Consider the following 25,693-nt stretch of genomic DNA (forward strand, 5'->3'; position numbering starts at 1 on the left):
GGGACCCTGTGGGAGAGTAGGACGCCGCCGAACAATTTTTCCGGGAAAGCCCCGCACCTTATGGTGCGGGGCTTTTCTGCGTTCCGGACCAGAAAGGGTCGGAGCGGAAATGGGTGGAACTCCTGGTGGGGTGCCGGTCTAGGATCTTGCGCATGAACCAGAGCACCCCGTACGTGATACGTGAGATCAAGGCCGACGAGTGGGAGAAGGTCAAGGAGCTCCGGCTGGCCGCGCTCGCCGACCCGGTGGCGCCGATCGCCTTCCTTGAGTCCGCGGAGCAGGCCGCGGCGCAGCCGGACGACTTCTGGCAGGGGCGGACCGAGCGGGGCGCCCAGGGGCGCGGGGCCCGGCAGTTCGTGGCCGAGGCGGCCGACGGGCGCTGGGTCGGGTCCGTTACGGTGCTCGTCGAGCAGGCCGGGACGCAGGGGTTCTTCGGTGGGGAGATCCCGGTCGAGCAGGGTCACCTCGTGGGCGTGTTCGTACGGCCCGAGCAGCGGGGGACCGGGCTCACGGAGGAGTTGTTCCGGGCCGCGCTGGACTGGGCCTGGGCGCTGGAGGAGCCCGCGCTGGAGCGCGTACGGCTCTTCGTGCACGAGGACAACGCGCGGGCCGGGGCCTTCTACCGGCGGTTCGGGTTCATGGCGAGTGGGACCACGGTGCCGATGGCCGGCGATTCGGGATCCATGGAGCTGGAGTACCTGATCGCGCGTCCCTGATCGAAAGTCCTCGATCCGGACCTCTAGTGGGTTGCGAGCGGGAGGTCGGCTTCGGGCCAGCGGGAGCGGGCCTGTTCGCGGCTGCGGCACAGGGCCAGGACCGGGAGGCCCGTGGCGTCGGCCAGGAGCGCGGGGAGCTGTGGGATCGGGGCGACCGCGGCGATGTCGTCCAGGACCAGCGACAGTGGTGGGTCGAGCCGACCGTGGGATGACCGTGCGGCCATGCGACGGCCGTGCTCGACCACGCTTGCGGTGAGTGCGGTCAGCAGGGGCATCGCACCCGGGTGGGTGCGCGGGTCCTCCAGGGGCTCGCCCACCACGTACAGGCTGCCCCCTTCGGTCAGGAACGATGCCAGCGTGAGCGAATCCGTTCGGTTCGGGTTGCAGGACTCGCGGACGTGGATGGAGGACAGGCAGCTCAGCGCACGTGCCGTCAGGTGCTGGGCCTGCTCGCGGCGTTCCGGGTGGGCGGTGAGGGCGCTTTCGAGCTCGCCCGCCGCGCCGGGCGCCGCGTGGGGGTGGGTGCGCAGGATGCGGACCGGTTCCTGGGCGCCCGTGCCCTGGGCCCAGCGGTGGAGCTGTTTGAAGGGCCTGCTGTCGAGGGCCAGGGCGTGCAGCCAGCTGCGCAGGAGCGTTTCCGCGGTATCGGCGACGGCTGCGTCGATGCGGGCCTGGGGGCGTACGGGCGCCAGCAGGGCGGCGGCGCGGGCGGCCGCGGTGTCGCGCTCGGCGCAGCCCTCGGCCGGGTTCCAGTGCATGCGGGCCGGGGTGTCGCAGAGGTGGGCGGGGTCGTAGAGGAGGACCGGGCCGAGTTTGGCGCGGGCGTCCTTCGTCTCGGCCCACAAGGCGGGGGACGAGGTCACGATGAGGGCGGCGCCCTCCGCCGCGCGGATGCGGTCGGCCGCGGCCCGGTGGCGCTCGGCCGGGGCGGCGTACCGCAGCGCGGTCGTGGGTGCGGGGGCCGGTAGCGGGATGCCGGCTGCCGCGGCCTGCGGCGGGGCGGCCGCAGGGGGGTAGCCGAAGCCGTAGCGGTAGGCCTCGTCGGTGGGGGCCGGCGCCCGGGCCGGGGCGTGGGCCTGGGCCGGGGCGTGGGCGATGGGCGCCGGGGTCGGTCGGGGTGCGGGGTGCGGGGGTTCGTACGGCGCGGCGGGCTGGAGCGGGACGGCGGTCGGTGCCGGCGCCGGCACCGGCACCGGGGCTTGTGCCGGTTCGGGGGCCGGGGCTCGGCGGGCCAGGGCGCGGCGGGACTTCGTGCGGGCGACGATGCCGATCACGAAGACGGTGGCGACGAAGAGCACGAGCAGCTGGCTGATGAAGGTGCCCCAGAACAGGCCCCAGCCCGACAGGGCGGCCGGGTCGGTGTCCGGCCAGGCGCCCGCCACGTCGTGGGGTTGCGCTATCAGGGCGCGGATCGCCCCGGGGGTGTTGCCGAAGCTGACCGTGTCGGGCCAGGCGCCGCGGGTGAACCAGGCGGCGAGGCCGGTGGCGGACCACACCAGGAGGGCCAGGCCGAGGAGGAAGCCGAGCAGGGCGAGCAGCAGGCCGTCGGGGATGCCGCCGCGCTGTGCTCCGGTGGGTCCGTGTGCGTCCGTACGGCGGGCGTCGGCCATCCTCAGGCCACCGTGGTCGCCGAGCCGGGGCCGTGGCCGCCGTTGCGGTGCCGTTCGATGAGCAGGGCTCGTTCCTCCGCTTCGAGTTCGGCCGCGAGCAGCTCGTCGGGGAGCTGGTGCGCTGCCGAGGATTCCGTCATGGCGCGGTCGGTGTAGACGAGGGGGCGCTCGGACTCGGTGATCAGGTGTTTGACCACCTGGACGTTGCCGTTGACATCCCAGACCGCGATGCCGGGGGTGAGGGTGGGGATGATCTCCACGGCCCAGCGCGGGAGGCCGAGGACGCGGCCGGTGGCGCGTGCCTCGTCGGCTTTCTGGGCGTAGATGGTGCGGGTGGAGGCCATTTTGAGGATGGCGGAGGCTTCGCGCGCGGCCGCGCCGTCGACGACGTCGGAGAGGTGGTGGACGACGGCGACGAAGGACAGGCCGAGGCGGCGGCCGAACTTCAGGAGGCGCTGGAAGAGCTGGGCGACGAAGGGGGAGTTGATGATGTGCCATGCCTCTTCGACCAGGAAGATCCGTTTCTTCCTGTCCGGGCGGATCCATGTGTGTTCGAGCCATACGCCCACGATGGCCATGAGGATGGGCATGGCGATGGAATTGCGGTCGATGTGGGAGAGGTCGAAGACGATCAGGGGCGCGTCGAGGTCGATGCCGACGGAGGTGGGGCCGTCGAACATGCCGCGGAGGTCGCCGTCGACGAGGCGGTCCAGGACGAGGGCGACGTCCAGGCCCCAGGCGCGTACGTCGTCTATGCCGACGTTCATGGCCTCGGCGGATTCGGGTTCCGGGTGGCGCAGCTGCTCGACGATGTCCGTCAGTACGGGCTGCCGGTTGGTGATCGTCTCGTTGACGTAGGCGTGGGCGACCTTGAGGGCGAAGCCGGACCGTTCGTCCAGGCCGTGCCCCATGGCGACCTCGATGATCGTGCGGAGCAGTGCGAGCTGGCCGGTGGTGGTGATCGCCGGGTCGAGCGGGTTGAGCCGGACGCCGCCGTCGAGGGCGGCCACCGGGTCGAGCCGGATGGGCATTATTCCGAGCTGCTGGGCGATCAGGTTCCACTCGCCGACGCCGTCCTCGCCCTGGGCGTCGAGGACGACGACCTGCCGGTCGCGGAAGCGGAGCTGGCGCAGGACGTAGGTCTTCTCCAGGGCGGACTTGCCGTTGCCGGATTCGCCGAGGACCAGCCAGTGGGGGGCCGGGAGCTGTTGGCCGTACAGCTGGAAGGGGTCGTAGATGTAGCCCTTGCCGCTGTAGACCTCGCGGCCGATGATGACGCCGGAGTCGCCGAGGCCGGGGGCGGCGGTGGGCAGGTACACGGCCTGGGCCTGGCCGGTGGAGGTGCGTACGGGGAGTCGGGTCGTCTCGACCTTTCCGAAGAGGAAGCTGGTGAAGGCGTCCGACATCGCGGACAGCGGATCTCGCATGGCGGCTTCTTCCCTCCGGCTAGCGTCGGATGCCGGTCGCGAACGGCAGTGTGTTCACGAAGGCGCGGTGGTGCTCGCGGTCGCACCACTCCAGCTTGAGGTACGACTTGCCGGCGGAGGCGCGGATCGTGCGCTTGTCGCGGGCGAGGGCCTCGGGGGATCTGGAGGACACGGTGATGTAGCCGACGAGGTTGACTCCGGCGGCGCCGCTGGCGAGGTCTTCGCCGCGCTGGTCGAGGCGGCCGTGGGCGGCGATGTCGCGCGGGTCGACCGTGCGGTTCATCTTGGCGGCGCGGCTGGCGTCGGCCTCGTCGTTGGTCTTCTCCGTCAGCATCCGTTCGATGGCGATCTCGGTGGGTTCGAGGTCCATGGTGACGGCGACGGTGCGGATGACGTCCGGGGTGTGGACGAGGAGGGGGGCGAGGAAGTTGACGCCGACGGGGGTCATCGGCCATTCCTTCACCCACGCGGTGGCGTGGCACCAGGGGGCGCGGGTCGAGGACTCGCGGGTCTTGGCCTGGAGGTAGGTGGGTTCCATCGCGTCGAGTTCGGCGGGCCAGGCGTTGCGCTTGGTCATGGCCTGGATGTGGTCGATGGGGTGGTCCGGGTCGTACATGGAGTGCACGAGGGAGGAGAGGCGGCCCTGGCCGAGGGGCTGGCGCACGCGGATGTCGGCTTCGGCGAGGCGGGCGCAGATGTCGGTGAGCTCGCGGGCCATGACGATGGCGAGGCCCGCGTCGCGGTCGAGCTTGCGGCCCTTGTGGGGGGTCGAGGCGCGGGCGATGGTGTGCGCTTCGGCGGCGAGTTCGCGGGTGAAGTGCATGCAGGCGACGAGGTACGCGCGGTGCTGCTCGGAGGAGGTCGACACCATCGACTGGAGCTGGTCGTAGGAGTCGCGGAGCCAGCCGGGGGCCGTGACGTCGCCGCGCTGGGCGACGTCCTTGGCGTGGGCGTCGGGGTCGGCCGGCAGGGTGCGGGCGAGCATCTGGAGGCGGGTGACGAAGCCGTCGCCGTTGGCGACGTGCTTGAGCAGCGTGCCGAAGCGGTCGACGAGGGCTTCCTGGTCCTCGCTGTCGCGCAGGCCGACGCCGGGGCCCTCGATCTCGATGGCCGCGGTGACGGTCCGGCGGTCGGCGTGCAGGAGCACGGCGATCTCGTCGGGCCCGAAGGGGGCGGCGAGCCAGTTGATCCGGCCGATGCCGGGGGGCGGGCCGACCTCGACCTCGCGACCGTCGACGCCGCGGACGCCCGCTTCCATGGCGGCCGAGCGGTACGCCGTACCGCGGCGCAGGGTCCGCTTGAAGCTGCGGTTGATCTCGAACCACTTGTAGAAGGTGCGGCCCTTGTACGGGACGTACACGGCGGCGAGGGCGACCACGGGGAAGCCCGCGAGCATGGCGATGCGCGGGGCGATGCCGGGGACGAGCAGTCCGCTCATCATGCCGAGGAACGCACCGGCGATGATCAGCGCGATCTCGCCGGTCTCGCGGTTCTTGCCGACGATCGCGTTCGGCCGGGCCCGGCCGATGAGATACGTGCGGCGGGGCGCGACCGGGTGGATCTGGTGGGACTGGGTCGTCAACGCCCGTCACCTCCTGTGTTCTTCGTGCTGCTCGTGCCGGTGCTCGTGCGGGGCGGCGGGGTGGCGGATCCGCCACCGGATCCGCCGGAGGGGCGGCTGCTGTGGGCGGCCACGCCTCCGGAGAGGGGGTTGGCGGGGCGGGGGGCGGATTGTCCGCCCCCGCCGCCGTCGCCCGCGCGGTGGGAGCCGCGGCTGCTGTGGGTCTTGATGCCCTGGGAGACGAGCGAGGCCGGGGAGCTGATGACGGCGGCCGCCTGGGCGCCGTCGGTGGCCTTGCTGCGGTTGGAGCGGGCGGAGGCGATCTCGTCGCCGAAGCCGGGAACGAAACGGTAGATCATCGCGGAGGCGAAGATCGCCAGAATGATGATGGCGAGGCCGGAGACGACGGCGGAGAAGGCATTCGGCCCCTTCTCGCCGGCGAGGGCGCCGGCGAGGCCGAGCACGATGACGATGACCGGCTTCACGAGGATGACGGCGATCATGATGCCCGCCCAGCGGCGGACGTGGCCCCACAGGTTCCGGTCGACGAGCCCGGCGTAGACGACGACGCCGAGGAGGGCGCCGACGTAGAGGAGGGCGGCCCGGATGACGAGTTCGAGCCAGAGGACGCCTGCGGCGAGGACGGTGACGAGGGCGACGACGATCAGCATGATCGGGCCGCCGCCGATGTCGTCGCCCTTCTTGAGGGCCTCGGAGAAGGAGCCGAAGAAGACGTCGCTCTGGCCGCCGGTGGCGGTGGCGATGACTTGGGTGACGCCGTCGGTGGCGGACACGACGGTGTAGAGGATCAGGGGGGTGAAGGCGGAGGCGAGGACGGTGAGCCAGAGGAAGCCGATGGCTTCGGACATGGCGGTGGTGAAGGGGACGCCGCGGATGGCTCGCTTGGCGACGGCGAAGAGCCACAGGACGAGGGTGAGGATGGTGGAGGCGGCGAAGACGACGGCGTACTGCTTGAGGAAGGCGGGGTTGGTGAAGTCGACCTTCGCGGTGCCGTTGACGGCTTGGCTGAGCTTGCCGACGATCCAGGCGGCGGCTTCGGCGCAGCCCTTGGAGAGGGAGCCGAGGGGGTTCAGGGCGTCGGCGGGGTCGGAGGGGGAGAGGCCCGTGCGGGGGGCTCCGCCGGGGTTGCCGTTGTCCCGTTCGCAGAATTCCTTGGCGGGGCCCCTGATCAGGTCGCACGGGTTGTTGCTCGGCGTCGGCGTCGGCGTGGGCGTCGGAGCGGGGGCGGCGAACGCTCGTGCGGAGAGCAGGACCACTGTGGTCTGGATGCCCCCGAGCAGGGAGGTGGTCGCCAGCAGGCGGCGGTTAGCGCGCATAGGTGAACCCTCCGAACTGCGACACGGCCTTGGCCATCTCGTCCGCGGTGGCGGCGTTCTGGTCTCGTCCCACGGGCGCAGGGCCGTCCTTCTGCGTGAAGGTCGAGACCTTCCAATCGCCGTTGACCCACTTGAGTTCGAAGGTGTTGGTGTACCAGCTCTCCGACACGGGGTTCGTGGAGCCCTCGCCTGCCAGGCCGAAGAGAGAGGAGTACCAGACGGACACGCTTGCGGTATCGGCGTCGAGCTTCTCGACCTTGGTACCCACTGGACTCGTACGGGAGACGAATGTCAGGCCCTTGGGCGCCTTGCCCGTGGCGTCGAGACCGATCCGCGCGAGGAACTCCTGCCCCGAGTAGACCCGGTCCAGCTCGCCCTGCCGGGCTCCGGCCACGTCAGGCGGGTATACGGCTTCGATGATGGCCTTGCGGCGCGCCGGATCGAACATCCCGTCAGAACTCAACGCCACGGCGAAGTTCGCCGCTGCTGATTGGGCGCCTTGTTCGTCGTGGGCGAAGCCGCGGGGGATCGTGCCGTTCTTGCCGTCGACCGGGCGGGTGCCTGTGGCCGAGGTTGAGTTGGAGGTGGGGGGCTTGCTGGTCGGGGGGGTGGTGGGGGAGTCCTGGTTCTGGTTCGCGAACGCGATGGCGGCGATCAGGAGGACGACCACGCCGACGACCGTGACCAGGCCGCGGGAGGGGCGGGGGCCGCGGCGGGTGCTCGGGTAGGGGTCCGAGGGGGAGTCCGGGAGGCGCGTGCGGGTCTGGCCGGTGCCGCCGACCTCGCCGTGGCCTGGGCCGGTGCCGCCGTACTGGTCGTCGTGGCTCATTCCCTGTCCGCCCCCTCGGCGTCGTACGACGGTAGCGCTGGTGGCCGCGTGGACGCGGTGTGCTGGGTCCTCATCGGGTCGGGAGCCGGCGGCGTGGCTAGACGGCCATTCCGTAGACGATGGTGAACAGGGTGCCGAGGGAGCCGATGATGAACACCCCCGTCAGACCGGCCACGATCAGACCCTTGCCCTGTTCGGCGCTGAAGGTGTCGCGCAGGGCGGTCGCGCCGATGCGCTGCTTGGCCGCTCCCCAGATCGCGATGCCCAGGCAGAGCAGGATCGCCACGGCCATGACCACCTCGATCATGACCTTCGCTTCATTGCCGAGACTTCCGAACGGGCCCCAGTTCGGGGCGATTCCGCCGATGATGGTGGTGATGTCGCCCTTTTCGGCTGCCAGGATCATGTAACTCACCGCCCCTGTATGGGTAGTTCCGGGTGCCCTTGCCCGATGGCAGGGGTCACGTCCTATCTTCGCTGATGAAATCGCCGTCGTATGTCGACTTGACGGCTCTCTTTGCCTGATCTCCCGGTCCGGGCCCCGCCCACGTCCACTGACCTGGTCACTCTGTGTATCACGGGGTGTGACCCCGGGCAATGATTGTCGTCTCGGCGTACGCGAGGCGGGGTGCGGGTCTGCCCGGGTGGCCGCCGTTCGGCGGATCGGGGCCGCGTGTCGTTGACCCAACCCGCGTACATATCGACCGACTGACGGAATGTCGGACCAACCTTCTGTCGGCCCGTGGGTCATGCTCCCCCTGCTTCCGGCCGGAGCGCGAAACGTTCCACGATGAGAGACGACCCAAGGAGCTAACGGATGGGTTCTGCATCAAGGGCTGGCCGGCGCGTGTGGTTGGCCGGTGGGCTGGTCGTGCCGCTGGCGCTCGCGTTCGCGGGGATCTCGGGTCCCGCGTCGGCCGCCGAGCAGTGGGCCGCCCCTACGTCGTCCGGTGCCAAGTGTCAGGGCAAGGACCGGATGGACGACGACATGAAGAAGGCGAAGGGTGCGAAGGCCGCGCCCGGCGCGAAGCGGGGGTCCGGCTGTCCGGGGCCGCGCGGGCCGGTCGGGCCCAAGGGTCCCAAGGGCGACCGGGGTCCGAAGGGCGACCGGGGTCCGGCCGGTCCGCCCGGGCACTGCACCGACGTGGCCACGACGCGGGGCAACGGCGACCTGGAGTTCAGCGCGGCGTTGGTGAACGGCAAGACGTCCATCGGTGTGCGCAGGATGGCGCCGCCGCCGGTGGGCGCCTACTACTGGCGCGACCTGACGGGGCCGCAGAACCCGGGGCACCCGCGGAACGCGTGCAGCGTGTCCATCGCGGCCGAGGGCATGAACAGCGTGTACGTGAAGGTGCTGACGACCGCGGGCACCGTGTACGAGAACTCCTGCACGTACACGGCGATGGGGATGCTCAACTGCCCGTCCGGCTGGACGGCGCTGGTCAAGCCCTGACCCGTGGGGTCCGTACGCCCGTCGCTGGCGCCGCGACCGGAAGCACGAGCCGGTGCGCGGGGCCAGCGGGGTGTGGGTGGACCGGGTGGGGGTCCGGGGTCAGACGAGGATGCTGGACGACGGCGGGACGAGGGCGTAGTGGCCCGGGGGGATGGCGCCGACCGGGTAGCCGAAGTGGCAGAGCGGGCCTCGGGTGATGACGACCGGGTTGTCGGAGTGGTTCTCGACCCGCGCGATGCCGCCGTGGCGCAGGCAGCCGTGGTAGCCGAAGACGGCCTGACCGTTGATGACCACGGGGCCCTCGCCGTGGTGCGCCTGTGCCTGGACCTGGGCGTGGGCCGAGCCGCCGAGGGAGAGGACGAGAGTGGCGGCGGCCGCGAGGGTGCCGAGGGTGGTGGACAGGCGTCGCATGATCGGGGACCTCCGTTGGGCGGGTAGCTGACGATCAGCTTCCGGTTGCGTGGCTCAACGTAGGGGTGTGGATAGCCGACAGTCACGGCCGCGAGGGGGCGCGTGGTTGCGCGAAAGGCGCACGTGTGTGCGGTGTGCGCCGGGGCGGGTGCGGACGAGGGGTACGGAAGCCTTGCAGGGGCGGCGCGGGCGGGCGCGGGAGCCGGTACGAAGAAATCCGTCGGGGGGCGGGCGGGCGCCGGCGGGTGTGGCGAATGGGTGAAGCCGCCTTCGGTCCCGGCCGCGGTACCGGTGGCCAACGCCCCCGTGCACCCGGGCCGTTGTCAGTGGGGTGCGGCAGCCTGGGGGCATGACGACGACACCCTGGACGCTCGCGGACATCGAGGCGGCCCTGCGGGCCGGCTGGTCGGCCGACCTGGCCTGCCCCTCGGACATCACGGGCATCCCCTGGTCCGTCGACAATCCGGCCTGGGGGCACTGTGACATCACGGCGCTGGTCGTCCAGGACCTCGTCGGCGGCGACCTGATGGTGGGCGAGGTCTTCCTCGACGGCCGCCAGGAGGGCTACCACTGCTGGAACCGGCTGGCCGGGGGCATACGCGTCGACCTGACCCGGGAGCAGTTCCGGCGCGGCGAGAGCGTGACCCCGGGACGGGTCGTACGGCGACCCGTGGACCGTCGGCCGCGCCGCTGGGCGCAGTACCAGCTGCTGCGCGAGCGCGTCGGGGACGTGCTCGGGCCGCTGCCGGGGGTGGTGGAGGTGGCCGGGCGCGCGCTGCGGTACACGGACTTCGGCGGTCCGGGGGAGCCGCTGCTCGCGCTGCACGCGCACTTCATGGAGGGGCGGACCTTCGCGGGCCTGGCCCGGGAGCTGGCGCCGCGGTGGCGGGTCATCGCGCTGGACCAGCGCGGGCACGGGGATTCGGACCGGGCGCCGGAGTACTCGCGGGAGGGCTACGTCGCGGATGCGGCGGCCGTGCTGGAGCACCTGATGCTGGGCCCGGCGGTGGTCCTGGGGCATTCGCTGGGCGGGGTCAACGCCTACCAGCTGGCCGCGCGGCGGCCCGAGCTGGTGCGGGCGGTGGTGGTCGAGGACGTCGGGGCGGTCGTGGACGACGACCTGTCCTTCGTGCTCGGGTGGCCGCGCCGGGCGGACGGCCGGGAGGAGCTGCTGGCGGGGCTGGGGAGCGCGGCGGGCTTCCTGGAGGACTCGGTGCGGGAGTACGAGGACGGCTGGGGCCTGGCCTTCGAGGCGCAGGACATCGTGGCGTCCGGCGAGGCGATACGGGGGGACCACTGGGCGGACTGGCTGGCGGTGCGGCAGCCGACCCTGCTCGTCCGGGGGGACCGCAGCACGGTGCTGTCGGCGGGGCACGCGCGGGAGATGACGGCCCGGCGGCCGGGGGTGCGGCTGGTGGAGCTGCCCGCCGGGCACGGGGTGCACACCGAGGACCCGAAGGGGTTCACCGCGGCGGTGGCGGAGTTCCTCGCCCGGCTCTGACAAGGCGCGCGCTGTACGCGGCTCCCGGTCCCGTTGCCCGGGGTCCGGCCCGGCACGGGGGTGCGGGCCGGGCCGCGGGGAGCGGGACCGCGGGCGTGGGGGACTCGGGCCTACGGGGCGTGGGGCGTCAGGACCAGTGGGAGGGGCGGGTCAGGGTGGGCGGGATGCGGGTGGCGGCGTCGCCGCGGGCCGCGTTCAGCTGGGCCTGGGTGAGGAAGATGCTGCCGGTGAGGTCGGCTCCGCTCAGGTCGGCGTCCCGCAGGTCCGCGCCGATCAGGTCGGCGGTGCGCAGGTCGGCCCGGCTGAGGTCGGCGGCGATCAGGTAGGCGCCGCGCAGGGTGGCGCCCCGCAGGTTCGCGCCGGACAGGCGGGCGCCCATCAGGTCCGCGCCGCGGTGGTTCTTCTTGCGGCCGGGCGCGGTGGCCCGTACGAGGTCGCTGGTCTTGAGCAGCAGGGTGTTGACGGCGGCGCGGCGGGCGTCGACGTCGACGGCGGCCAGGGTCTCGGCGTCGGCGCGGGTCAGCTCCTCGGTCTCGGCGAGGGCGCGCCGCAGCTCGGGGTGGATCGGGCGGGCGGCCGGGAGGGTGAGGGCTTCGGCGAGGTAGAAGAGCAGTTCGTGGAGCCGGCGCATCACCGGGAACACCTCGAACATCCGGCGGGAGGTGCCGGGGTGGGCGCGCCAGTCGCGGCCCTCGAAGGTGACCTGGGAGACCTGCTGGCCCGCGCCGAAGCAGTCGAAGACGGTGCAGCCCTGGAAGCCCTTGCCGCGCAGCTGGGTGTGGATGCCGCAGCGGAAATCCTGCTGGAGGTTGCCGCAGGGCGTGCCGGCGGGCTTGTCCACGGCGAAGTCGGAGGACCGGGCGAAGGGCAGGGCCACGCAGCACAGGGCGAAGCAGTTCGCGCAGTCGGCCTGGAGCACGGGCAGGGCCGGGCCGGCGGCGGGTACCGGGCGGGGGCCGGGTGCGGGTACGGGGGCGGGTACGGGGGCGGGGCGGGAGCTGGACACGGCTCCATTGTCCCCCGCCGGTGTCCGTGACCCGGCCGGGCGTCCTGGGGAGGGGCTGGTGCCCCCGGGTTACCTCTCGGTAGCGTGCGGGCCATGGACGACGCTGACGACGTGACGGTCGAGGGGTTCTACGAGCGGGTCGACACCGGGCGGTTCCTCGCCTCCGCTTACACGCGCGGGCCGTGGGACCGGGGCTCGCAGCACGCCGGTCCGCCCGCCGCGCTGCTGGGGCGGGCCGTCGAGGAGCGCCCGGACGCCCGGGACGACATGCGGGTCGCGCGCATCACCTACGAGATCCTGCGGCCGGTGCCGATCGGGCCGCTGGAGATCACCACTTCGGTCCTGCGGGCCGGGCGCGGTACCGAGGTGATCGAGGCGGCGCTCGCGCCCGCCGGGGCGGCGCCGGTGATGTTCGCCCGGGCGCTGCGGATCCGTACGGCCGAGGACTCGGTGCCGGCGGTGCGGTCGGGTCCCGCCGTGCCGCCGCCCGACACGGTGGGGCGCACGCCGTTCTTCCCGGTGCCGTGGTCGACCGGCTACCACACGGCGATGGAGACCCGGTTCACCGAGGGCGCGTTCGTCGAGCCCGGCCCGGCCACGTGCTGGATGCGGATGCGGGTCCCGTTGATCGCGGGGGAGGAGGTCCGCCCGCTGGACCGGGTGCTGATCGCGGCCGATTCCGGCAACGGCATCAGTGCGGTGCTGGACTTCGCCAAGTACGTCTTCATCAACGGTGACCTGACGGTCCATCTGCACCGGCATCCGGTGGGCGAGTGGGCGTGCGTGGAGGCCCGAACCAGCGTGGATCCGGCCGGGATCGGCCTCGCCGACGCCCGCCTGCACGACGAGGACGGTCCCATCGGGCGCAGTGCGCAGAGCCTGTACGTCGCGCCGCGCTGAGCCTGTGACAGGCTCTCGCGCATGGACGCGCTGAGGGAGACCGATCCGACGCGGATCGGGGTGCACGTGCTGGTGGCCCGACTGGGGGCCGGGGGGATGGGGCAGGTGTACCTCGGGCGGTCGCCCGGGGGGCGCCTGGTCGCCGTCAAGGTGGTCCGGGAGGAGATACTCGGGCACCCGCAGGCGTTGGCGCGCTTCCGGCGCGAGGCGAGCACCGTGCGGGAGGTGCGCTCCGCCTACACCGCGCGGCTGATCGACGCCTCGCTGGACCGGGCGCCGTACTGGCTGGCCACCGAGTACGTCGCCGGGCCCACGCTCGCGCACGCGGTGCGGGGCCGGGGCGCACTGCCCGCGGACACCTGCCGGGCGCTGGGGGCGGCGCTGGCGGAGGGGCTGGCGGGCGTGCACGAGCAGGGGGTGACGCACCGGGACGTGAAGCCGCAGAACGTGATCCTGGGGGCGCAGGGGCCGCAGTTGATCGATTTCGGCATAGCGCGCGGGGTCGGGGTGACCATGCTGACGCAGGAGGGCCAGGCGCCGGGGACGCCGGGGTTCACGGCGCCCGAGGTGCTGCTGGGTGCGGCGGGCGAGGCCGCGGCGGACGTGTTCGCGCTGGGGGCGACGCTGGCGTACGCGGCGACCGGGCGGCCGCCGTTCGGCTCCGGTGAGGCGGCGAGCGTGTGGTACCGGACGGTGCACGAGCCGGTGGACGCGGCCGGCGTGGAGCCGGGGCTCGCGGCCCTGATCGAGGCGTGCGTCGCGAAGGACCCGGCGGCGCGGCCGTCACCGGCGGAGGTGATCCGGCGGTGCGCGGTGGCGCGGGCGGTGGTGGACGACCCGGTGTACGCGGAGCTGGCGGCCCTGCGCGAGGCGGTCCCGGCGGCCCCGACCGCGGTGGCCCCCGCCGCCACCCGGGTGCTTCCGGACCACGGGCAGGAGCAGCCCCACCCCCTGCCTCTGGACGGCACCACGGAGTACGTCGCCCCCGCGCCCGACCTCGCGCCCGACCTCGCGCCCGACCCCGCGGCCGGGAGGCGGGGACGGCGGGCCGGGCTCTGGGTGAGGGTCGTGCTCGCGCTGGCCGCGGCGGGGTCCGTGGCCTACTGGCAACTCCCCCTGGGCGGGGGAGGCGGGGGCGACGCGGGCGCCGCGTCCGGCGGATCGGCCTCCGCGGGTCCGAGCACCGGTGCGCGGCCCTCCGGCGGGAAGGACGCGAAGGACGCGAAGGACGCGAAGGACACGAAGGACGCGAAGAAGAAGGGCGCCGGGCCGCCCGCCGACCACATCGAGCAGAGCCGGACCTCGCGGGAGCGCTGGGCGGTGGACCCGGATCCGGCGATGGCGAAGTACAACAGCGGGCTGTGCAACGAGCTCGTGGGCGAGGAGGACGCCCCCGGTACCGGGATGGAGAGCTCCACCACCTCCTCGTCGACCAACGGCGTGCCCGGCAGGACGATGACGGTGAAGATGCGGCCCAAGGGCGCGGGAGATCCGGACCGGGGGCCGCGCCCGGCCCCCTATTACGTCTCGGTGGCCGTCAAACCGCCGTCATCGCTGGCGTCCGGGAGCCTCGGCTATACGAGCGTGCCCGTCGACATCTACGCGAACTGGGACTCCGGCGAGTACCTGAGCCTGGGCTATCCGGCGCAGTTCCGCAGCTACGTGAACGGCAAGGGAACCGGTTCGCCGGAGCTGGCGTCCGACCGGGGGGACTGGACGGTGGTCTTCTACCACGTCGAGGATGACCCCAAGAAGTACGGCCGTATCGCCTGTTCGGGGTTCCGGGTGGGGTAACGGGCCGCGACACGGGGGAAACAGAGGGAAATCCCCCCTTGAGGGGACGGGCATGGGGGAGGGTTGACGGGTGCGCAGATTCTGGATGGTGGGCGGGGTCGGGGTCGGGGTGTGCCTGACCTTCGTCATGCTGCTCGTCGTGGGGACGTACTCCGCGGCCGCGGGGCTGGGCGGTCTCGGCGGTGGCGGGCGCGGGGTCGGCCTCGCGCAGGGGGCCGTGCCGGCGAAGTACCAGGCGCTGGTGCAGAAGTGGGGCAACCTGTGCGCGTCGATCAGCCCGCCGCTGCTGGCGGCCCAGCTGTACTCGGAGAGCGGCTGGAACCCGCAGGCGGTGAGCCCGGCGGACGCGCGGGGCATCGCGCAGTTCATCCCGGGGACCTGGGAGGGACACGGGGTCGACGGGGACGGTGACGGGGACCGGGACATCTGGGACCCCAACGACGCGATCCCGTCCGCCGCTTCCTACGACTGCGAGCTGGCCAAGGACGTCGCGGGGGTGCCGGGCGACGCGGCGTCGAACATGCTCGCCGCCTACAACGCGGGTGCGTACGCGGTCATCAAGTACCAGGGCGTGCCGCCGTACAAGGAGACGCAGGGGTACGTGAAGACGATCACGACCCTGGCGCTGAGCTTCGCGAAGCCCGTCGGGCGGGTGGCGCCCTCGCAACAGGCCGCCGGGGCGATCTACTTCGCGCAGAAGCAGCTGGGGACGCCGTACCTGTGGGGCGGCAACGGTACGCCCGACCAGGACGGGCGGTTCGACTGCTCGGGGCTGACGGTGGCGGCGTACAAGACGGTGGGAATCGATCTGCCGCGCGTGGCGAACGACCAGTACAACGCGGGTCCGCACCCTTCGCGCGACGAACTGCTCCCCGGTGACCTGGTCTTCTTCTCCAACGACCTGTCGAATTCGCGGGAGATCCACCACGTCGGGCTGTACGTGGGCGGCGGATACATGATCAACGCGCCCTACACCGGCGCCGTGATCCGCTTCGACAAGATCGACAGTCCGGACTACTTCGGGGCCACCCGGGTCACCAAGGACGGCGCGGCGGCCTCGCCGGTACGGGACGCGGCCGCGGGCGCGAAAACCCCGTAAGCGGGGGCGGCGGCGCGGGCCCGCCGCTCTGCTGACTCTCCGTTAAGCCCAGGCCCTGAGCTGCGATGATGAGTCACTCTTGGATAACGTTGGAGTGATCATTCGGTGGAGAGTGGAACGTAGCTGCCAGAACGGGCGTTCCATGGACACGGTGGTCGATCACCGGGGTCGAAGGGGCGCACGCAGGGGTGCGTTCTCAGGGGAACCGAGGCAAGGGGCCGCATCGCCATGGCTGGACTCACGACCGGTGGGCCGAACGTGGACGTCAGCCTGCTGTACGACATCAACGGCCTGGCCCGGCACGCTCCGGCGGCCGTGGACCGGACCATCGCGCTCGTCGGTGAGTACGGGCTGCCGCTCGCCATGGTGCTGCTCGTGCTCTGGTGCTGGCGCGGGGCCCGCAAGCAGGACGGGCCGGCCGCGATCGAGGCGTTCACCGCGCTGGTGTGGGCACCGCTCGCCGCCGGGATCGCGCTGCTCGTGAACGTGCCGCTGCGCGAATTCGTCGCCCGGCCGCGGCCGTTCCGCCAGCACGAGGGGCTGGAGGTGCTGGTGTCCGGCAAGGGGGGCGACTTCTCCTTCGTCAGCGACCACGCCACCCTCACGATGGCGCTCGCCGTCGGCATCTTCATCGCGAACCGCAGGCTGGGGCTGATCGGCATCGGGCTCGCCCTGGTCCAGGGCTTCTGCCGGGTGTACATGGGCGTCCACTACCCCACCGACGTCATCGGGGGCCTCGCGCTCGGCACGGCGGTGGTCCTGCTGCTCGCGCCCCTCGCGATGGCGCTGCTCGCTCCGGTGGTGCGCGCGGTGGCCGGGTCGGCGCGCGTGGGGTGGATCGTCCGGGCCAAGGGGCACGGCGTGCCCCGGCCGCTGGACCTCCCGCACGCCCAGACCCCGCCGGGCGGCCACCCCCGCGAGAACGACCTGGCCGCCTGAGCCGCACCCGGTCGGCGCGGGCTCGGGCGCTCAGCCCGTGGCGTACGCGTTCCAGAGCGTGAGCAGGACCGCCGAGAGCAGGCACAGCGCCGCCCCGGCGAAGCAGAGGCGGACCGCGGCGGGTCGGGCGCGCGGGCGGGACCGGGTCAACGGCCGCCGCCCTCGCGTCCCCGGTGGCCCTGGTGCCCCTCGGCGTCGGTGTCCCCGCGGCGGTGGCGCGAGCGCAGCCAGAGGCCCGTCGCCGCGGCCGCCGCGGAGGTGACCCCGATGGCCAGGGCCACGTCGCCCGGCCCGTCGGCCGTGCCGACGGGCTTCGCCCAGGCCGGAGCGACGGGCTTCGCCCAGGCCGGAGCGACGGGCTTCGCCCAGGCCGGAGCGACGGGCTTCGCCCAGGCCGGAGCCGGGGCCAGCGCGAGCAGCAGGGCCCCCGCGAGGGCCGCGGCGCGGGCGGTCGTACGGCCGCGTGGTCGTCGTACCGGTCGTCGTCCGCGCACGGGGGCTCCGCTCTGGAGAGGGGGTTCCCCTCCAGGGCATCCGGTCGCGCGCGGATCGGCCAGCGGGGCCGTCCGAACGGGCGACGCGCCGGCGGCGGCCGGGCCGGCCGGATCGGAGCCGGGCGGCTCCGGGGCGGGTTACCCCGTCAGGTGGCCGCTCGCGTCCTTGCGGGCCAGGTCCCGGGAACGGCGGGCCGGACCGCGCCAGCCGCAGCTGCAGACGGCCAGGCAGAACGAGCCGCGTTCCGAGGTGGTGATGGTGTGCGCGCCCGGCGGCGTCGGCCCCGCGCAGCTGCGCGTGCGGGGTACGGCCGGAAGCGGAGGGGCGGAGGGCGCGAAGGGGTGCGGGTCCACGTCACCACGGTACCCGGGTCGGGTGCGGGTGCGGGAGTGCCCGGGGCCGTGACGGCGAACCCCGGGCCTCGTTAACCGGAGCGGGTGGGGGCCTCGGGCAAGCCGCGTTCATGCGTTGGGGGTTGGCAGGCGATGGTGGTGCACCAGCACAGGCGGCGGGGGGCGGCGGCCGTGGCCGTTGCGGCCATGGTGACGATCGGTGGGTGCGGCGGTCCGGACGGGGCCCCCGCGGGCGCCGACGCGCGACCACCCGGCGATCCGACGGCGGCCGTGCGCGGCGCCGCCGACGGGCTGACCCGCAGCGGCAGTGCCCAGGCCCGTACGGCGATGGAGATGGCCACCGGCGGCACCCGGGTCACCATCCGGGGCGAGGGCGGGGTCGACTTCAAGAAGCGGATGGGCCAGCTCCTGGTGATGCTCCCGGCCGACGTCACCGGCAAGCCGGGCCACCGCCCGATCACCGAGCTGCTCACCCCCGGCGCCCTGTTCATGAAGAACCGGGGTGCGGGCGTGCCCGCCGACAAGTGGGTCCGGGTGGACACGACGACCCTCGCGGACGGGAACCTCGTCACCGGCGGGGCCACCGATCCGATCACCGCCGCCGAGCTGCTGCGCGGGGCCGAGGGGGTGACGTACGTCGGTGAGAGCGACCTGTCGGGGACGAAGGTCCGGCACTACACGGGCACCACCGACATCGGGCGGGCCGCGAAGAGCGCGTCGCCGGACGTGCGGGCGGCGCTGGAGGCGGCGGCGAAAGGGTTCAGCAATGACGCCGTTCCCTTCGACGCGTACCTGGACCACGAGGGGCGGCTGCGCAAGGTCAGGCACCGCTTCAGCTACGTCAACAATGGCGTGATCGATGTCTCCTCGACCACGCTGCTCTACGGCTTCGGCACGCCGGTGACGGTCGTTCTCCCCGCAAGCGGGGACATTTTCGCAGGGAAGATCGCCGACTAGGCGGTGGGGTGGCGCGGGGCGGTGCGATCGGGCCATGACCCGGTATCCGGAAATGGTCCATCCGTGTCATGCGCGCAGCGAGTCGTGCTCCTTAGGCTGGGAGCGCAGCGATCCGATGCCCGATGGCGGCAGGAAGAGGTGACACGCGTGACTCCCGCAGGCGGTATGACGGTGCAGGACCACGTGGCGCTCGCCGAGATCGAGCTGTGCGGCGAGCTGATCATCGCGGCTTCGACCGCCGCCGAGGAGCGGCTCAGCCAGGACCGGATCGACGAGGTGCTCGGCGCGATCTGCTGCCCCTAGTCCCGGCGCTTCGGGACTCAGGTCCGCAGCAGGCGGGCGATCGCCTTCGTGGCTTCCTCGACCTTCGCGTCGATCTCGGTGCCGCCCTTGACCGCCGCGTCGGCGACGCAGTGGCGCAGGTGCTCTTCGAGCAGTTGCAGCGCGAAGGACTGGAGCGCCTTCGTGCTGGCCGAGACCTGGGTGAGTATGTCGATGCAGTAGACGTCCTCGTCGACGAGCCGTTGCAGGCCGCGGATCTGGCCCTCGATCCGGCGCAGGCGCTTGAGGTGCTCGTCCTTCTGGTGGTGGTAGCCGTGCACGGCGGGGGCGCCGGGGCCGTCGCCCTGCGCGGGGCCGGCCGCCGCTGCTTCGGTGGTCGTCATGCGTCCTCCCGTGGTGCGTCCAGTGGGCATGGCTGGTGCATACCCCTCATGGGTATATGGTACCGGCCGCCGCGCGCGGCGGCAGGGGTCCGTACCCGCTCACTCTGCCTGATGGAGGACACTGGGGAACTGCCGGTTAGCCGTGGCTGGAGGATGCGCCTAGCATCAGCCTGACCGAATCCAATGCACCCCGAGGACCTCACGTGCGATTTCGTCTGACCCCCAGGGAGACGAGCTTCTACGACATGTTCGCCGCGTCCGCGGACAACATCGTCACGGGCTCGAAGCTCCTGATGGAACTGCTCGGAGCGGACTCGTCCGCCCGGGTCGAGATCGCGGAACGGATGCGGGCGGCGGAACACGCGGGGGACGACGCGACGCACGCGATCTTCCACCAGCTGAACTCCTCCTTCATCACGCCGTTCGACCGCGAGGACATCTACAACCTGGCGTCCTGCCTCGACGACATCATGGACTTCATGGAAGAGGCGGTCGACCTGGTCGTCCTCTACCAGGTGGAGGAGCTCCCCAAGGGCGTCGAGCAGCAGATCGAGGTCCTGGCGCGGGCGGCCGAGCTGACCGCCGAGGCCATGCCCCACCTGCGGACGATGGAGAACCTCACCGAGTACTGGATCGAGGTCAACCGGCTGGAGAACCAGGCCGACCAGATCCACCGCAAGCTGCTCGCCCACCTCTTCAACGGCAAGTACGACGCCATGGAGGTGCTCAAGCTCAAGCAGATCGTCGACGTGCTTGAAGAGGCCGCCGACGCGTTCGAGCACGTCGCGAACACGGTGGAGACCATCGCGGTCAAGGAGTCCTGAACCTCGTGGACACCTTTGCGCTGATCGTGACCATCGGTGTCGCGCTCGGCTTCACCTACACCAACGGCTTCCACGACTCGGCGAACGCGATCGCGACCTCGGTCTCGACGCGGGCGCTGACGCCGCGGGCCGCGCTGGCGATGGCCGCGGTGATGAACCTCGCCGGTGCCTTCCTGGGCAGCGGGGTGGCCAAGACGGTCAGTGAGGGCCTGATCGAGACGCCCCACGGCAACCGGGGCATGTGGATCCTGTTCTCCGCGCTGGTCGGCGCGATCGTGTGGAACCTGGTGACCTGGTACTTCGGGCTGCCGTCCTCCTCCTCGCACGCCCTGTTCGGCGGCATGGTGGGCGCGGCGCTGGCCGGTGGCACCCAGGTCATCTGGAGCGGGGTCGTCGACAAGGTCGTCATCCCGATGTTCATCTCCCCGGTGGTCGGCCTCGTCGTCGGTTACCTGGTGATGGTCGCGATCCTGTGGATGTTCCGCCGGGCCAACCCGCACAAGGCCAAGCGCGGCTTCCGCATCGCCCAGACCGTTTCGGCGGCGGGCATGGCGCTCGGGCACGGTCTGCAGGACGCGCAGAAGACCATGGGCATCGTGATGATGGCCCTGGTCATCGCCGATGTGCAGGCCGCGGGCGACGAGATCCCGATCTGGGTCAAGATCGCGTGCGCCGTGATGCTGTCGCTGGGTACGTACGCGGGTGGCTGGCGCATCATGCGCACGCTCGGCCGCAAGATCATCGAGCTGGACCCGCCGCAGGGCTTCGCGGCGGAGACCACCGGTGCCTCGATCATGTTCGGCTCGGCGTTCCTCTTCCACGCGCCGATCTCCACCACCCACGTGATCACCTCGGCGATCATGGGCGTGGGCGCCACCAAGCGGGTCAACGCGGTCCGCTGGGGCGTCGCCAAGAACATCATCCTCGGCTGGTTCATCACGATGCCGGCCGCGGCGCTCGTCGCGGCGCTGAGCTTCTGGGTCGTCCACCTGGCCTTCGGCTGAGGCCGCCGTCCGCCCCCGCGGGGTGCGGACGGACGGGCGGAAAGACAGATGGGCCGGCTCCCCCCACCCAGGGGGAGCCGGCCCTTTCGCCTTGCGGTGGCACCGCCATGCAGCACCGCAGGACGTGTGTGGGGGCCCTGGCGGGCCCGCCCCTCGCGGGGCTTATCCGAAGCGGCCCGAGATGTAGTCCTCGGTGGCCTGGACGGACGGGTTGGAGAAGATCCGGTCCGTGTCGTCGAGCTCGACGAGCTTGCCGGGCTGGCCGACCGCCGAGAGGTTGAAGAACGCGGTGCGGTCCGAGACGCGGGCCGCCTGCTGCATGTTGTGCGTCACGATGACGATCGTGAAGCGCTCCTTCAGCTCGCCGACCAGGTCCTCGATGGCGAGGGTGGAGATCGGGTCGAGGGCCGAGCAGGGCTCGTCCATCAGCAGGACCTGGGGCTCGACCGCGATGGCGCGGGCGATGCACAGACGCTGCTGCTGGCCGCCGGAGAGGCCGGAGCCGGGCTTGTTCAGGCGGTCCTTGACCTCGTTCCAGAGGTTGGCGCCCTGGAGGGACTTCTCGACGATGTCGGCCAGCTCGGACTTCTTGAAGCTGCCGTTCAGCCGCAGGCCCGCCGCCACGTTGTCGAAGATCGACATGGTGGGGAAGGGGTTCGGGCGCTGGAAGACCATGCCGACCGTGCGGCGGACCGCGACCGGGTCGACGCCGGGGCCGTACAGGTTCTCGTCGTCCAGCAGCACCTTGCCCTCGACGCGGCCACCGGGGGTGACCTCGTGCATGCGGTTCAGGGTGCGCAGGAAGGTGGACTTGCCGCAGCCGGAGGGGCCGATGAAGGCGGTCACGGAGCGGGGCTCCACGGTCATCGAGATGTCGTCGATGGCCTTGTGGGTGCCGTAGAAGGCGGACAGTCCGCTGACGTCGATTCGCTTCGCCATGAGGGGTCACTTCGCTTTCAGGGGGTCGCGTCAGCGACCGGTCTTCGGGGCCTTCCAGCGGGCGATGCCGCGAGCCACCAGATTGAGGATCATGACGAAGGCGATCAGGACGAGGGCAGCGGCCCAGGCCCGGTCGTAGGAGGCGTCACTGCCGACCCGGTACTGCTCCCAGATGTACAGCGGGAGCGAGGACTGAGCGCCTTCGAAGGGGTTGCCGTTGATCAGCTGCGAACCGAAGACCAGCAGCATGATCGGGGCCGTCTCACCGGCGATGCGGGCGATGGCCAGCATGACACCGGTGGAGATGCCGCCGATGGCGGTCGGGAGGACCACCTTGAGGATCATGCGCCACTTCGGCACGCCGAGGGCCAGGGCGGCCTCGCGCAGCTCGTTCGGGACGAGCTTGAGCATCTCTTCGGTGGAGCGGACCACGACCGGCATCATCAGGATCGACAGGGCCAGCGCACCGGCGAAGCCGGAGGGGCCGAAGCCGAGGATCAGGATCCAGGTCGTCAGGATGAACAGGCCCGCGACGATGGACGGGATGCCCGTCATGACGTCGACGAAGAAGGTCACGACCTTGGCGAGCCTGCCCCGGCCGTACTCGACCAGGTAGACCGCGGTCAGCAGGCCGACGGGGGCGGAGATCGCGGTGGCCAGGCCGACCTGCTCGATGGTGCCGAGCAGCGCGTGGTAGACGCCGCCGCCCTGCTCGAAGCTGGTCACGCCCTTCATCGAGTGGTTCAGGAAGTACATGTCGAGGGTCTTGATGCCGCGGGCGATCGTGGTCCACAGCAGCGAGACCAGCGGGACGACCGCGAGCAGGAAGCAGACCCAGACGACGGAGGTCGCGACCCGGTCCTTGGCCTGGCGGCGGTTCTCGATGACCGCGCTGGCCGTGTACGTGATGACGACGAACAGCAGGGCGGCGATCAGACCCCACTGGGTCCTGCTGCTCAGGCTGAAGGCGGCGCCGATGCCGCAGCCGAGGGCGACCGAGGCCAGTGCGATGGCGGCCGGGGCCCAGCGGGGGAGACCACCGCGGGTGAGGCTGGTCGGGGCGACGGACTTGCGGGCCCGGGTGGGCCGCTGGTCCTGGAGTACGTGGCTCATCAGGCGTTCGCCCCCGAGAAGTCCTTGCGGCGGGCGATGATCAGCCGCGCCGTACCGTTGACCAGCAGAGTCAGGACGAAGAGCACCAGACCGGAGGCGATCAGCGCGTCCCGGCCGAACTCGTTGGCCTCGCCGAACTTCGCGGCGATGTTCTGCGCGAAGGTTCCGCCGCCCGGGTCCAGCAGGTGGCCGGAGATCAGGAAGCTCGGGGAGAGCACGGTCGCCACGGCCATCGTCTCGCCGAGCGCGCGGCCGAGGCCCAGCATCGAGGCGGAGATGACGCCGGAGCGGCCGAAGGGCAGTACCGAGAGCCGGATGACTTCCCAGCGCGTCGCGCCGAGGGCCAGGGCGGCCTCCTCGTTCATGCGCGGGACCTGGAGGAAGACCTCGCGGCTGACGCTGGTCACGATCGGCAGGATCATGATCGCGAGCAGGATGCCGACGGTGAAGATCGAGCGGGCGACGCCGACCTGGGTCTTGTCGAAGAGGTAGGTCCAGCCGAAGTACTCGTCGAGCCAGAGGTTCAGCCCGCCGAGGTAGGGGACCAGCACGAGCGCGCCCCAGACGCCGTAGATGATCGACGGCACGGCGGCCAGCAGGTCGACCACGTAGGAGAGCGGACCGGCCAGCTTGCGCGGCGCGTAGTGCGAGATGAAGAGGGCGATGCCGACGGCGATCGGAACCGCGATGGCCATCGCGATGATCGAGCTGACGACGGTGCCGAAGAGCAGGACGGCTATGCCGAAGACGGGGGGCGTGGCCGACGGGTCCCAGTCGAACGTGGTGAGGAAGTTCCCCTTGTTGTCCGAGAGGGCGATCGACGCGCGGTAGCTGAGGAAGACGGCGATCGACGCCATGATCACCAGGAGCAGGATGCCGGAGCCCTGGGAGAGCCCCGAGAAGATCTTGTCACCGGCGCGGCCGGTGGACCTTCCGCTCTGGGAGACCGGCGGAGCCGTGTCTGTCTGGGTGGGTGTCGTGGAAGCCATGGTCTTTCCGGTCTGTGTGGGGGGCGGGCCCCCTGGCGGCGGTGCACCGGATTCCCCTGGGTGGAGGGGAGGGTCCCCGGGGCCGGGCCGCTTCCCCCGGACGGGGAGGAGCGGCCCGGTGGTCCCGGGGGTCAGGATCAGGAGAGGGTCGCGATGACGGCGCGGACCTTGGCGTTGATCTCGGCCGGGATCGGGGCGTAACCGATCTCGGAGAGCGCCTTCTGGCCCGCGTCGGACGCGGTGTAGTTCAGGAAGGACTTCACGGTGCCGAGGGTCTCGGCCTTGTTGCCCTTGTCGCAGACGACCTCGTAGGTCACCAGGACGATCGGGTAGGCACCCTCGGCCTTGGTGGTGTAGTCCAGCTTCAGCGCGAGGTCGGAGCCGGTGCCGACGATCTTGGCGGCGGCGATGGCCTTGGAGGCGTTCTCGCCGGTGGCCGCGACCGGGGCGCCGGCGCCGGTGTTGATGTCGACCGTCTTGATCTTCTGCGACGAGGCGTAGGAGAGCTCGAAGTAACCGATGGCGCCGTCGGCGGCCTTCACCTGGGCGGCGACGTCGGCGGAGCTACCGGCGGCCTGGCCACCGGGCGCCGGCCACTTCTTCGCGGCGTCGTAGGTCCAGGCGTCGGGCGCGGTGGCCTTGAGGTACTTGGTGAGGTTCTCGGTGGTGCCCGAGTCGTCGGACCGGTGGAAGGCCTGGATGGCGGTACCGGGGAGGGTGACGCCGGGGTTCAGCTTCTTGATCGCCTCGTCGTCCCACTTCTTGATCTTGTCGTTGAAGATCGCGGAGAGGGTGGGGGCGTCCAGCGTCAGCTTGTCGACGCCCGCGACGTTGAAGCCGATCGCGATCGGGCCGCCGGCCATCGGCAGGTTGATGCCCTGACCGCCGGTGCAGATCTTCTTCGAGTCCTCGACCTGCTCGGGCTTGAGGGCCGAGTCCGAGCCGGCGAAACCGACGGTGCCCTTGTTGAAGGAGACGACGCCTTCACCGGAGGAGCTGGCCTTGTAGTTGACCTCGACGCCCGAGCAGGCGGCCATGTAGTTCTTGACCCACTGGTCGACCGCGTTCTTCTGGGCGGAGGAGCCGGAGGCGAGCAGCTGGCCCTTGGCCCCGTCGCACTTCACGTCGCCGGGGGCGGGAGCCGACGGCTTCGTCGTGCCGGTGGCGTTGTCCTTGGTGGTGTTGTCGTCCGAGCCGCACGCCGTGAGGACCAGGGCACCGGACACGACGAGCGCGCCGAGCACGGAGGCACGAAGCCGGTTGTTGCGCTGAAGCTTCACTTTCGGGTGTTCCTTCCAGAAGCCGCCGGCCGCTTTCTGTATCGGGGCGGCGTGCGAAGAGGACTACGTCGGTTGCGCGGGGGGCCGTGCCGAGTGGCGTGCGGCTCGCACCGTGCGCTTCCGAAATTAGGCAGATCAGGTGAAGCGGCCGACGGGGGTGGGTGAACGGACGGTGAACCGTGGCGGACGGCCTGGTGCGGAACGGGCGGGCGTCGCCGGGGGGTATCTGGCCGTTACCTTGCCGTTATTGTGCCGGGACGGTTTTGTGGGGGGTGGGGGTGGGGGCCCGGGGTGGGGTGCGGGGGCGGTGGTCGGGGTGGCTGGATATCGCCGGTCGTTCCCGGGGGGCGTGGGGGGATGGGTGCGGGTGCGTTTGCCCTCCGGGGGGGGGGCGGGGGGCGGCCCGGGCCCGCGCGGGGGGGGCGGGGCGCGGGCGGCGGGGGGGGGGGGGGCGGGTGGGGGGGGGGGGGGGTTGGGGGCCGCATCGCGAG

At 71.8% G+C, this 25,693-nt stretch carries 26 protein-coding genes; 11 read left to right on the forward strand and 15 right to left on the reverse strand.

Going from position 1 to position 25,693, the window contains the following annotated elements; genetic code table 11:
* Nucleotides 1-152 precede the first annotated feature (152 nt).
* Nucleotides 153-716 (forward strand): GNAT family N-acetyltransferase, encoded by a 564-nt coding sequence (locus tag ACIBEA_RS41895; protein ID WP_399269342.1) that lies wholly within the window; start codon nucleotides 153-155, stop codon nucleotides 714-716.
* Between the two features lie 23 nt (nucleotides 717-739).
* Here the strand turns inward: ACIBEA_RS41895 and ACIBEA_RS41900 are convergent, their stop codons facing one another.
* From ACIBEA_RS41900 to ACIBEA_RS41925, 6 genes are all read right to left on the reverse strand, one after another.
* A complete protein-coding gene (locus tag ACIBEA_RS41900) occupies nucleotides 740-2,326 on the reverse strand; it encodes a type VI secretion protein (protein ID WP_399269344.1) in 1,587 nt (528 codons plus the stop codon).
* A 2-nt stretch (nucleotides 2,327-2,328) separates the two neighbouring features.
* Nucleotides 2,329-3,753 carry an ATP-binding protein gene (locus ACIBEA_RS41905; RefSeq protein WP_399269346.1) on the reverse strand — a complete coding sequence of 475 codons (1,425 nt, stop codon included), beginning with the start codon at nucleotides 3,751-3,753 and terminating at the stop codon, nucleotides 2,329-2,331.
* 19 nt (nucleotides 3,754-3,772) lie between these two features.
* A complete protein-coding gene (locus ACIBEA_RS41910) occupies nucleotides 3,773-5,335 on the reverse strand; it encodes an SCO6880 family protein (protein ID WP_399269348.1) in 1,563 nt (520 codons plus the stop codon).
* The gene (locus ACIBEA_RS41915; protein ID WP_399269350.1) at nucleotides 5,332-6,651 is read right to left on the reverse strand and encodes a hypothetical protein; all 1,320 of its coding nucleotides are present in this window, start codon (nucleotides 6,649-6,651) and stop codon (nucleotides 5,332-5,334) included. Before ACIBEA_RS41915 ends, ACIBEA_RS41910 begins: the two co-directional genes overlap by 4 nt.
* Nucleotides 6,641-7,480, reverse strand: coding sequence for a hypothetical protein (locus ACIBEA_RS41920; protein WP_399269352.1), 840 nt, complete (start codon nucleotides 7,478-7,480; stop codon nucleotides 6,641-6,643). Before ACIBEA_RS41920 ends, ACIBEA_RS41915 begins: the two co-directional genes overlap by 11 nt.
* A gap of 97 nt (nucleotides 7,481-7,577) precedes the next feature.
* Entirely contained in the window at nucleotides 7,578-7,886 is a 309-nt protein-coding gene (locus ACIBEA_RS41925) for a hypothetical protein (RefSeq protein ID WP_008742356.1), read from the reverse strand.
* 411 nt (nucleotides 7,887-8,297) lie between these two features.
* On the opposite strand from ACIBEA_RS41925, the gene ACIBEA_RS41930 reads away from it, so the two are divergent.
* Nucleotides 8,298-8,933: a hypothetical protein gene (locus ACIBEA_RS41930; RefSeq protein WP_399269354.1), complete on the forward strand. Its 636-nt coding sequence runs from the start codon at nucleotides 8,298-8,300 to the stop codon at nucleotides 8,931-8,933.
* Between the two features lie 99 nt (nucleotides 8,934-9,032).
* Here the strand turns inward: ACIBEA_RS41930 and ACIBEA_RS41935 are convergent, their stop codons facing one another.
* Complete coding sequence (locus ACIBEA_RS41935) at nucleotides 9,033-9,344, reverse strand: hypothetical protein (RefSeq protein ID WP_399269356.1); 312 nt, start codon at nucleotides 9,342-9,344, stop codon at nucleotides 9,033-9,035.
* Between the two features lie 349 nt (nucleotides 9,345-9,693).
* Here ACIBEA_RS41935 and ACIBEA_RS41940 point away from each other — a divergent pair, with 349 nt between their 5' ends.
* A complete protein-coding gene (locus tag ACIBEA_RS41940; RefSeq protein WP_399269358.1) occupies nucleotides 9,694-10,845 on the forward strand; it encodes an alpha/beta fold hydrolase in 1,152 nt (383 codons plus the stop codon).
* 127 nt (nucleotides 10,846-10,972) lie between these two features.
* Here ACIBEA_RS41940 and ACIBEA_RS41945 read toward each other — a convergent pair whose 3' ends face one another.
* Nucleotides 10,973-11,770 carry a pentapeptide repeat-containing protein gene (locus ACIBEA_RS41945; RefSeq protein WP_399269387.1) on the reverse strand — a complete coding sequence of 266 codons (798 nt, stop codon included), beginning with the start codon at nucleotides 11,768-11,770 and terminating at the stop codon, nucleotides 10,973-10,975.
* Between the two features lie 174 nt (nucleotides 11,771-11,944).
* Between ACIBEA_RS41945 and ACIBEA_RS41950 the strand changes: the two genes are divergently transcribed.
* The 4 genes from ACIBEA_RS41950 (at nucleotide 11,945) to ACIBEA_RS41965 (ending at nucleotide 16,583) form a co-directional block, all read left to right on the forward strand.
* Nucleotides 11,945-12,751 carry a thioesterase family protein gene (locus tag ACIBEA_RS41950; RefSeq protein WP_399269360.1) on the forward strand — a complete coding sequence of 269 codons (807 nt, stop codon included), beginning with the start codon at nucleotides 11,945-11,947 and terminating at the stop codon, nucleotides 12,749-12,751.
* Nucleotides 12,752-12,772: 21 nt separating this feature from the next.
* Nucleotides 12,773-14,545 carry a serine/threonine-protein kinase gene (locus ACIBEA_RS41955; RefSeq protein ID WP_399269362.1) on the forward strand — a complete coding sequence of 591 codons (1,773 nt, stop codon included), beginning with the start codon at nucleotides 12,773-12,775 and terminating at the stop codon, nucleotides 14,543-14,545.
* Between the two features lie 85 nt (nucleotides 14,546-14,630).
* A complete protein-coding gene (locus ACIBEA_RS41960) occupies nucleotides 14,631-15,644 on the forward strand; it encodes an NlpC/P60 family protein (RefSeq protein WP_399269389.1) in 1,014 nt (337 codons plus the stop codon).
* Between the two features lie 228 nt (nucleotides 15,645-15,872).
* A complete protein-coding gene (locus tag ACIBEA_RS41965; RefSeq protein WP_399269364.1) occupies nucleotides 15,873-16,583 on the forward strand; it encodes a phosphatase PAP2 family protein in 711 nt (236 codons plus the stop codon).
* 146 nt (nucleotides 16,584-16,729) lie between these two features.
* Here ACIBEA_RS41965 and ACIBEA_RS41970 read toward each other — a convergent pair whose 3' ends face one another.
* Nucleotides 16,730-17,077 carry a hypothetical protein gene (locus tag ACIBEA_RS41970; protein WP_399269366.1) on the reverse strand — a complete coding sequence of 116 codons (348 nt, stop codon included), beginning with the start codon at nucleotides 17,075-17,077 and terminating at the stop codon, nucleotides 16,730-16,732.
* Between the two features lie 138 nt (nucleotides 17,078-17,215).
* Nucleotides 17,216-17,431 carry a hypothetical protein gene (locus tag ACIBEA_RS41975; protein ID WP_399269368.1) on the reverse strand — a complete coding sequence of 72 codons (216 nt, stop codon included), beginning with the start codon at nucleotides 17,429-17,431 and terminating at the stop codon, nucleotides 17,216-17,218.
* 132 nt (nucleotides 17,432-17,563) lie between these two features.
* Here ACIBEA_RS41975 and ACIBEA_RS41980 point away from each other — a divergent pair, with 132 nt between their 5' ends.
* Nucleotides 17,564-18,388: a hypothetical protein gene (locus ACIBEA_RS41980; RefSeq protein WP_399269370.1), complete on the forward strand. Its 825-nt coding sequence runs from the start codon at nucleotides 17,564-17,566 to the stop codon at nucleotides 18,386-18,388.
* Between the two features lie 147 nt (nucleotides 18,389-18,535).
* Nucleotides 18,536-18,691 carry a hypothetical protein gene (locus ACIBEA_RS41985; protein WP_399269372.1) on the forward strand — a complete coding sequence of 52 codons (156 nt, stop codon included), beginning with the start codon at nucleotides 18,536-18,538 and terminating at the stop codon, nucleotides 18,689-18,691.
* 17 nt (nucleotides 18,692-18,708) lie between these two features.
* Here the strand turns inward: ACIBEA_RS41985 and ACIBEA_RS41990 are convergent, their stop codons facing one another.
* Complete coding sequence (locus ACIBEA_RS41990) at nucleotides 18,709-19,053, reverse strand: metal-sensitive transcriptional regulator (protein ID WP_354384547.1); 345 nt, start codon at nucleotides 19,051-19,053, stop codon at nucleotides 18,709-18,711.
* 203 nt (nucleotides 19,054-19,256) lie between these two features.
* Here ACIBEA_RS41990 and ACIBEA_RS41995 point away from each other — a divergent pair, with 203 nt between their 5' ends.
* Both ACIBEA_RS41995 and ACIBEA_RS42000 read left to right on the forward strand, forming a co-directional pair.
* On the forward strand, nucleotides 19,257-19,877 hold the full coding sequence (locus tag ACIBEA_RS41995; protein ID WP_399269375.1) for a DUF47 domain-containing protein: 621 nt from the start codon (nucleotides 19,257-19,259) through the stop codon (nucleotides 19,875-19,877).
* Between the two features lie 5 nt (nucleotides 19,878-19,882).
* A complete protein-coding gene (locus tag ACIBEA_RS42000; RefSeq protein WP_399269377.1) occupies nucleotides 19,883-20,881 on the forward strand; it encodes an anion permease in 999 nt (332 codons plus the stop codon).
* A 162-nt stretch (nucleotides 20,882-21,043) separates the two neighbouring features.
* Here ACIBEA_RS42000 and pstB read toward each other — a convergent pair whose 3' ends face one another.
* From pstB to pstS, 4 genes are all read right to left on the reverse strand, one after another.
* Complete coding sequence (gene pstB, locus ACIBEA_RS42005; RefSeq protein ID WP_399269379.1) at nucleotides 21,044-21,820, reverse strand: phosphate ABC transporter ATP-binding protein PstB; 777 nt, start codon at nucleotides 21,818-21,820, stop codon at nucleotides 21,044-21,046.
* 30 nt (nucleotides 21,821-21,850) lie between these two features.
* A complete protein-coding gene (pstA, locus tag ACIBEA_RS42010) occupies nucleotides 21,851-22,933 on the reverse strand; it encodes a phosphate ABC transporter permease PstA (protein ID WP_399269381.1) in 1,083 nt (360 codons plus the stop codon).
* Nucleotides 22,933-23,922, reverse strand: coding sequence for a phosphate ABC transporter permease subunit PstC (gene pstC / locus ACIBEA_RS42015; RefSeq protein WP_399269383.1), 990 nt, complete (start codon nucleotides 23,920-23,922; stop codon nucleotides 22,933-22,935). The genes pstA and pstC overlap by 1 nt, the downstream gene beginning before the upstream one ends.
* 137 nt (nucleotides 23,923-24,059) lie before the next feature.
* Nucleotides 24,060-25,202 (reverse strand): phosphate ABC transporter substrate-binding protein PstS, encoded by a 1,143-nt coding sequence (pstS, locus tag ACIBEA_RS42020; protein ID WP_399269385.1) that lies wholly within the window; start codon nucleotides 25,200-25,202, stop codon nucleotides 24,060-24,062.
* Nucleotides 25,203-25,693 lie beyond the last annotated feature (491 nt).

Source organism: Streptomyces sp. NPDC051555 (assembly GCF_044454405.1).
Lineage (GTDB): Bacteria > Actinomycetota > Actinomycetes > Streptomycetales > Streptomycetaceae > Streptomyces.

Coding starts and splice junctions, on each gene's coding strand:
- ACIBEA_RS41895 (WP_399269342.1), top strand. CDS start 153: ATGAACCAGAGCACCCCGTACGTGATACGTGAGATCAAGGCCGACGAG.
- ACIBEA_RS41900 (WP_399269344.1), bottom strand. CDS start 2,326: ATGGCCGACGCCCGCCGTACGGACGCACACGGACCCACCGGAGCACAG.
- ACIBEA_RS41905 (WP_399269346.1), bottom strand. CDS start 3,753: ATGCGAGATCCGCTGTCCGCGATGTCGGACGCCTTCACCAGCTTCCTC.
- ACIBEA_RS41915 (WP_399269350.1), bottom strand. CDS start 6,651: ATGCGCGCTAACCGCCGCCTGCTGGCGACCACCTCCCTGCTCGGGGGC.
- ACIBEA_RS41920 (WP_399269352.1), bottom strand. CDS start 7,480: ATGAGCCACGACGACCAGTACGGCGGCACCGGCCCAGGCCACGGCGAG.
- ACIBEA_RS41925 (WP_008742356.1), bottom strand. CDS start 7,886: ATGATCCTGGCAGCCGAAAAGGGCGACATCACCACCATCATCGGCGGA.
- ACIBEA_RS41930 (WP_399269354.1), top strand. CDS start 8,298: ATGGGTTCTGCATCAAGGGCTGGCCGGCGCGTGTGGTTGGCCGGTGGG.
- ACIBEA_RS41935 (WP_399269356.1), bottom strand. CDS start 9,344: ATGCGACGCCTGTCCACCACCCTCGGCACCCTCGCGGCCGCCGCCACT.
- ACIBEA_RS41940 (WP_399269358.1), top strand. CDS start 9,694: ATGACGACGACACCCTGGACGCTCGCGGACATCGAGGCGGCCCTGCGG.
- ACIBEA_RS41950 (WP_399269360.1), top strand. CDS start 11,945: ATGGACGACGCTGACGACGTGACGGTCGAGGGGTTCTACGAGCGGGTC.
- ACIBEA_RS41955 (WP_399269362.1), top strand. CDS start 12,773: ATGGACGCGCTGAGGGAGACCGATCCGACGCGGATCGGGGTGCACGTG.
- ACIBEA_RS41960 (WP_399269389.1), top strand. CDS start 14,631: ATGGTGGGCGGGGTCGGGGTCGGGGTGTGCCTGACCTTCGTCATGCTG.
- ACIBEA_RS41965 (WP_399269364.1), top strand. CDS start 15,873: ATGGCTGGACTCACGACCGGTGGGCCGAACGTGGACGTCAGCCTGCTG.
- ACIBEA_RS41980 (WP_399269370.1), top strand. CDS start 17,564: ATGGTGGTGCACCAGCACAGGCGGCGGGGGGCGGCGGCCGTGGCCGTT.
- ACIBEA_RS41990 (WP_354384547.1), bottom strand. CDS start 19,053: ATGACGACCACCGAAGCAGCGGCGGCCGGCCCCGCGCAGGGCGACGGC.
- pstB (WP_399269379.1), bottom strand. CDS start 21,820: ATGGCGAAGCGAATCGACGTCAGCGGACTGTCCGCCTTCTACGGCACC.
- pstA (WP_399269381.1), bottom strand. CDS start 22,933: ATGAGCCACGTACTCCAGGACCAGCGGCCCACCCGGGCCCGCAAGTCC.
- pstC (WP_399269383.1), bottom strand. CDS start 23,922: ATGGCTTCCACGACACCCACCCAGACAGACACGGCTCCGCCGGTCTCC.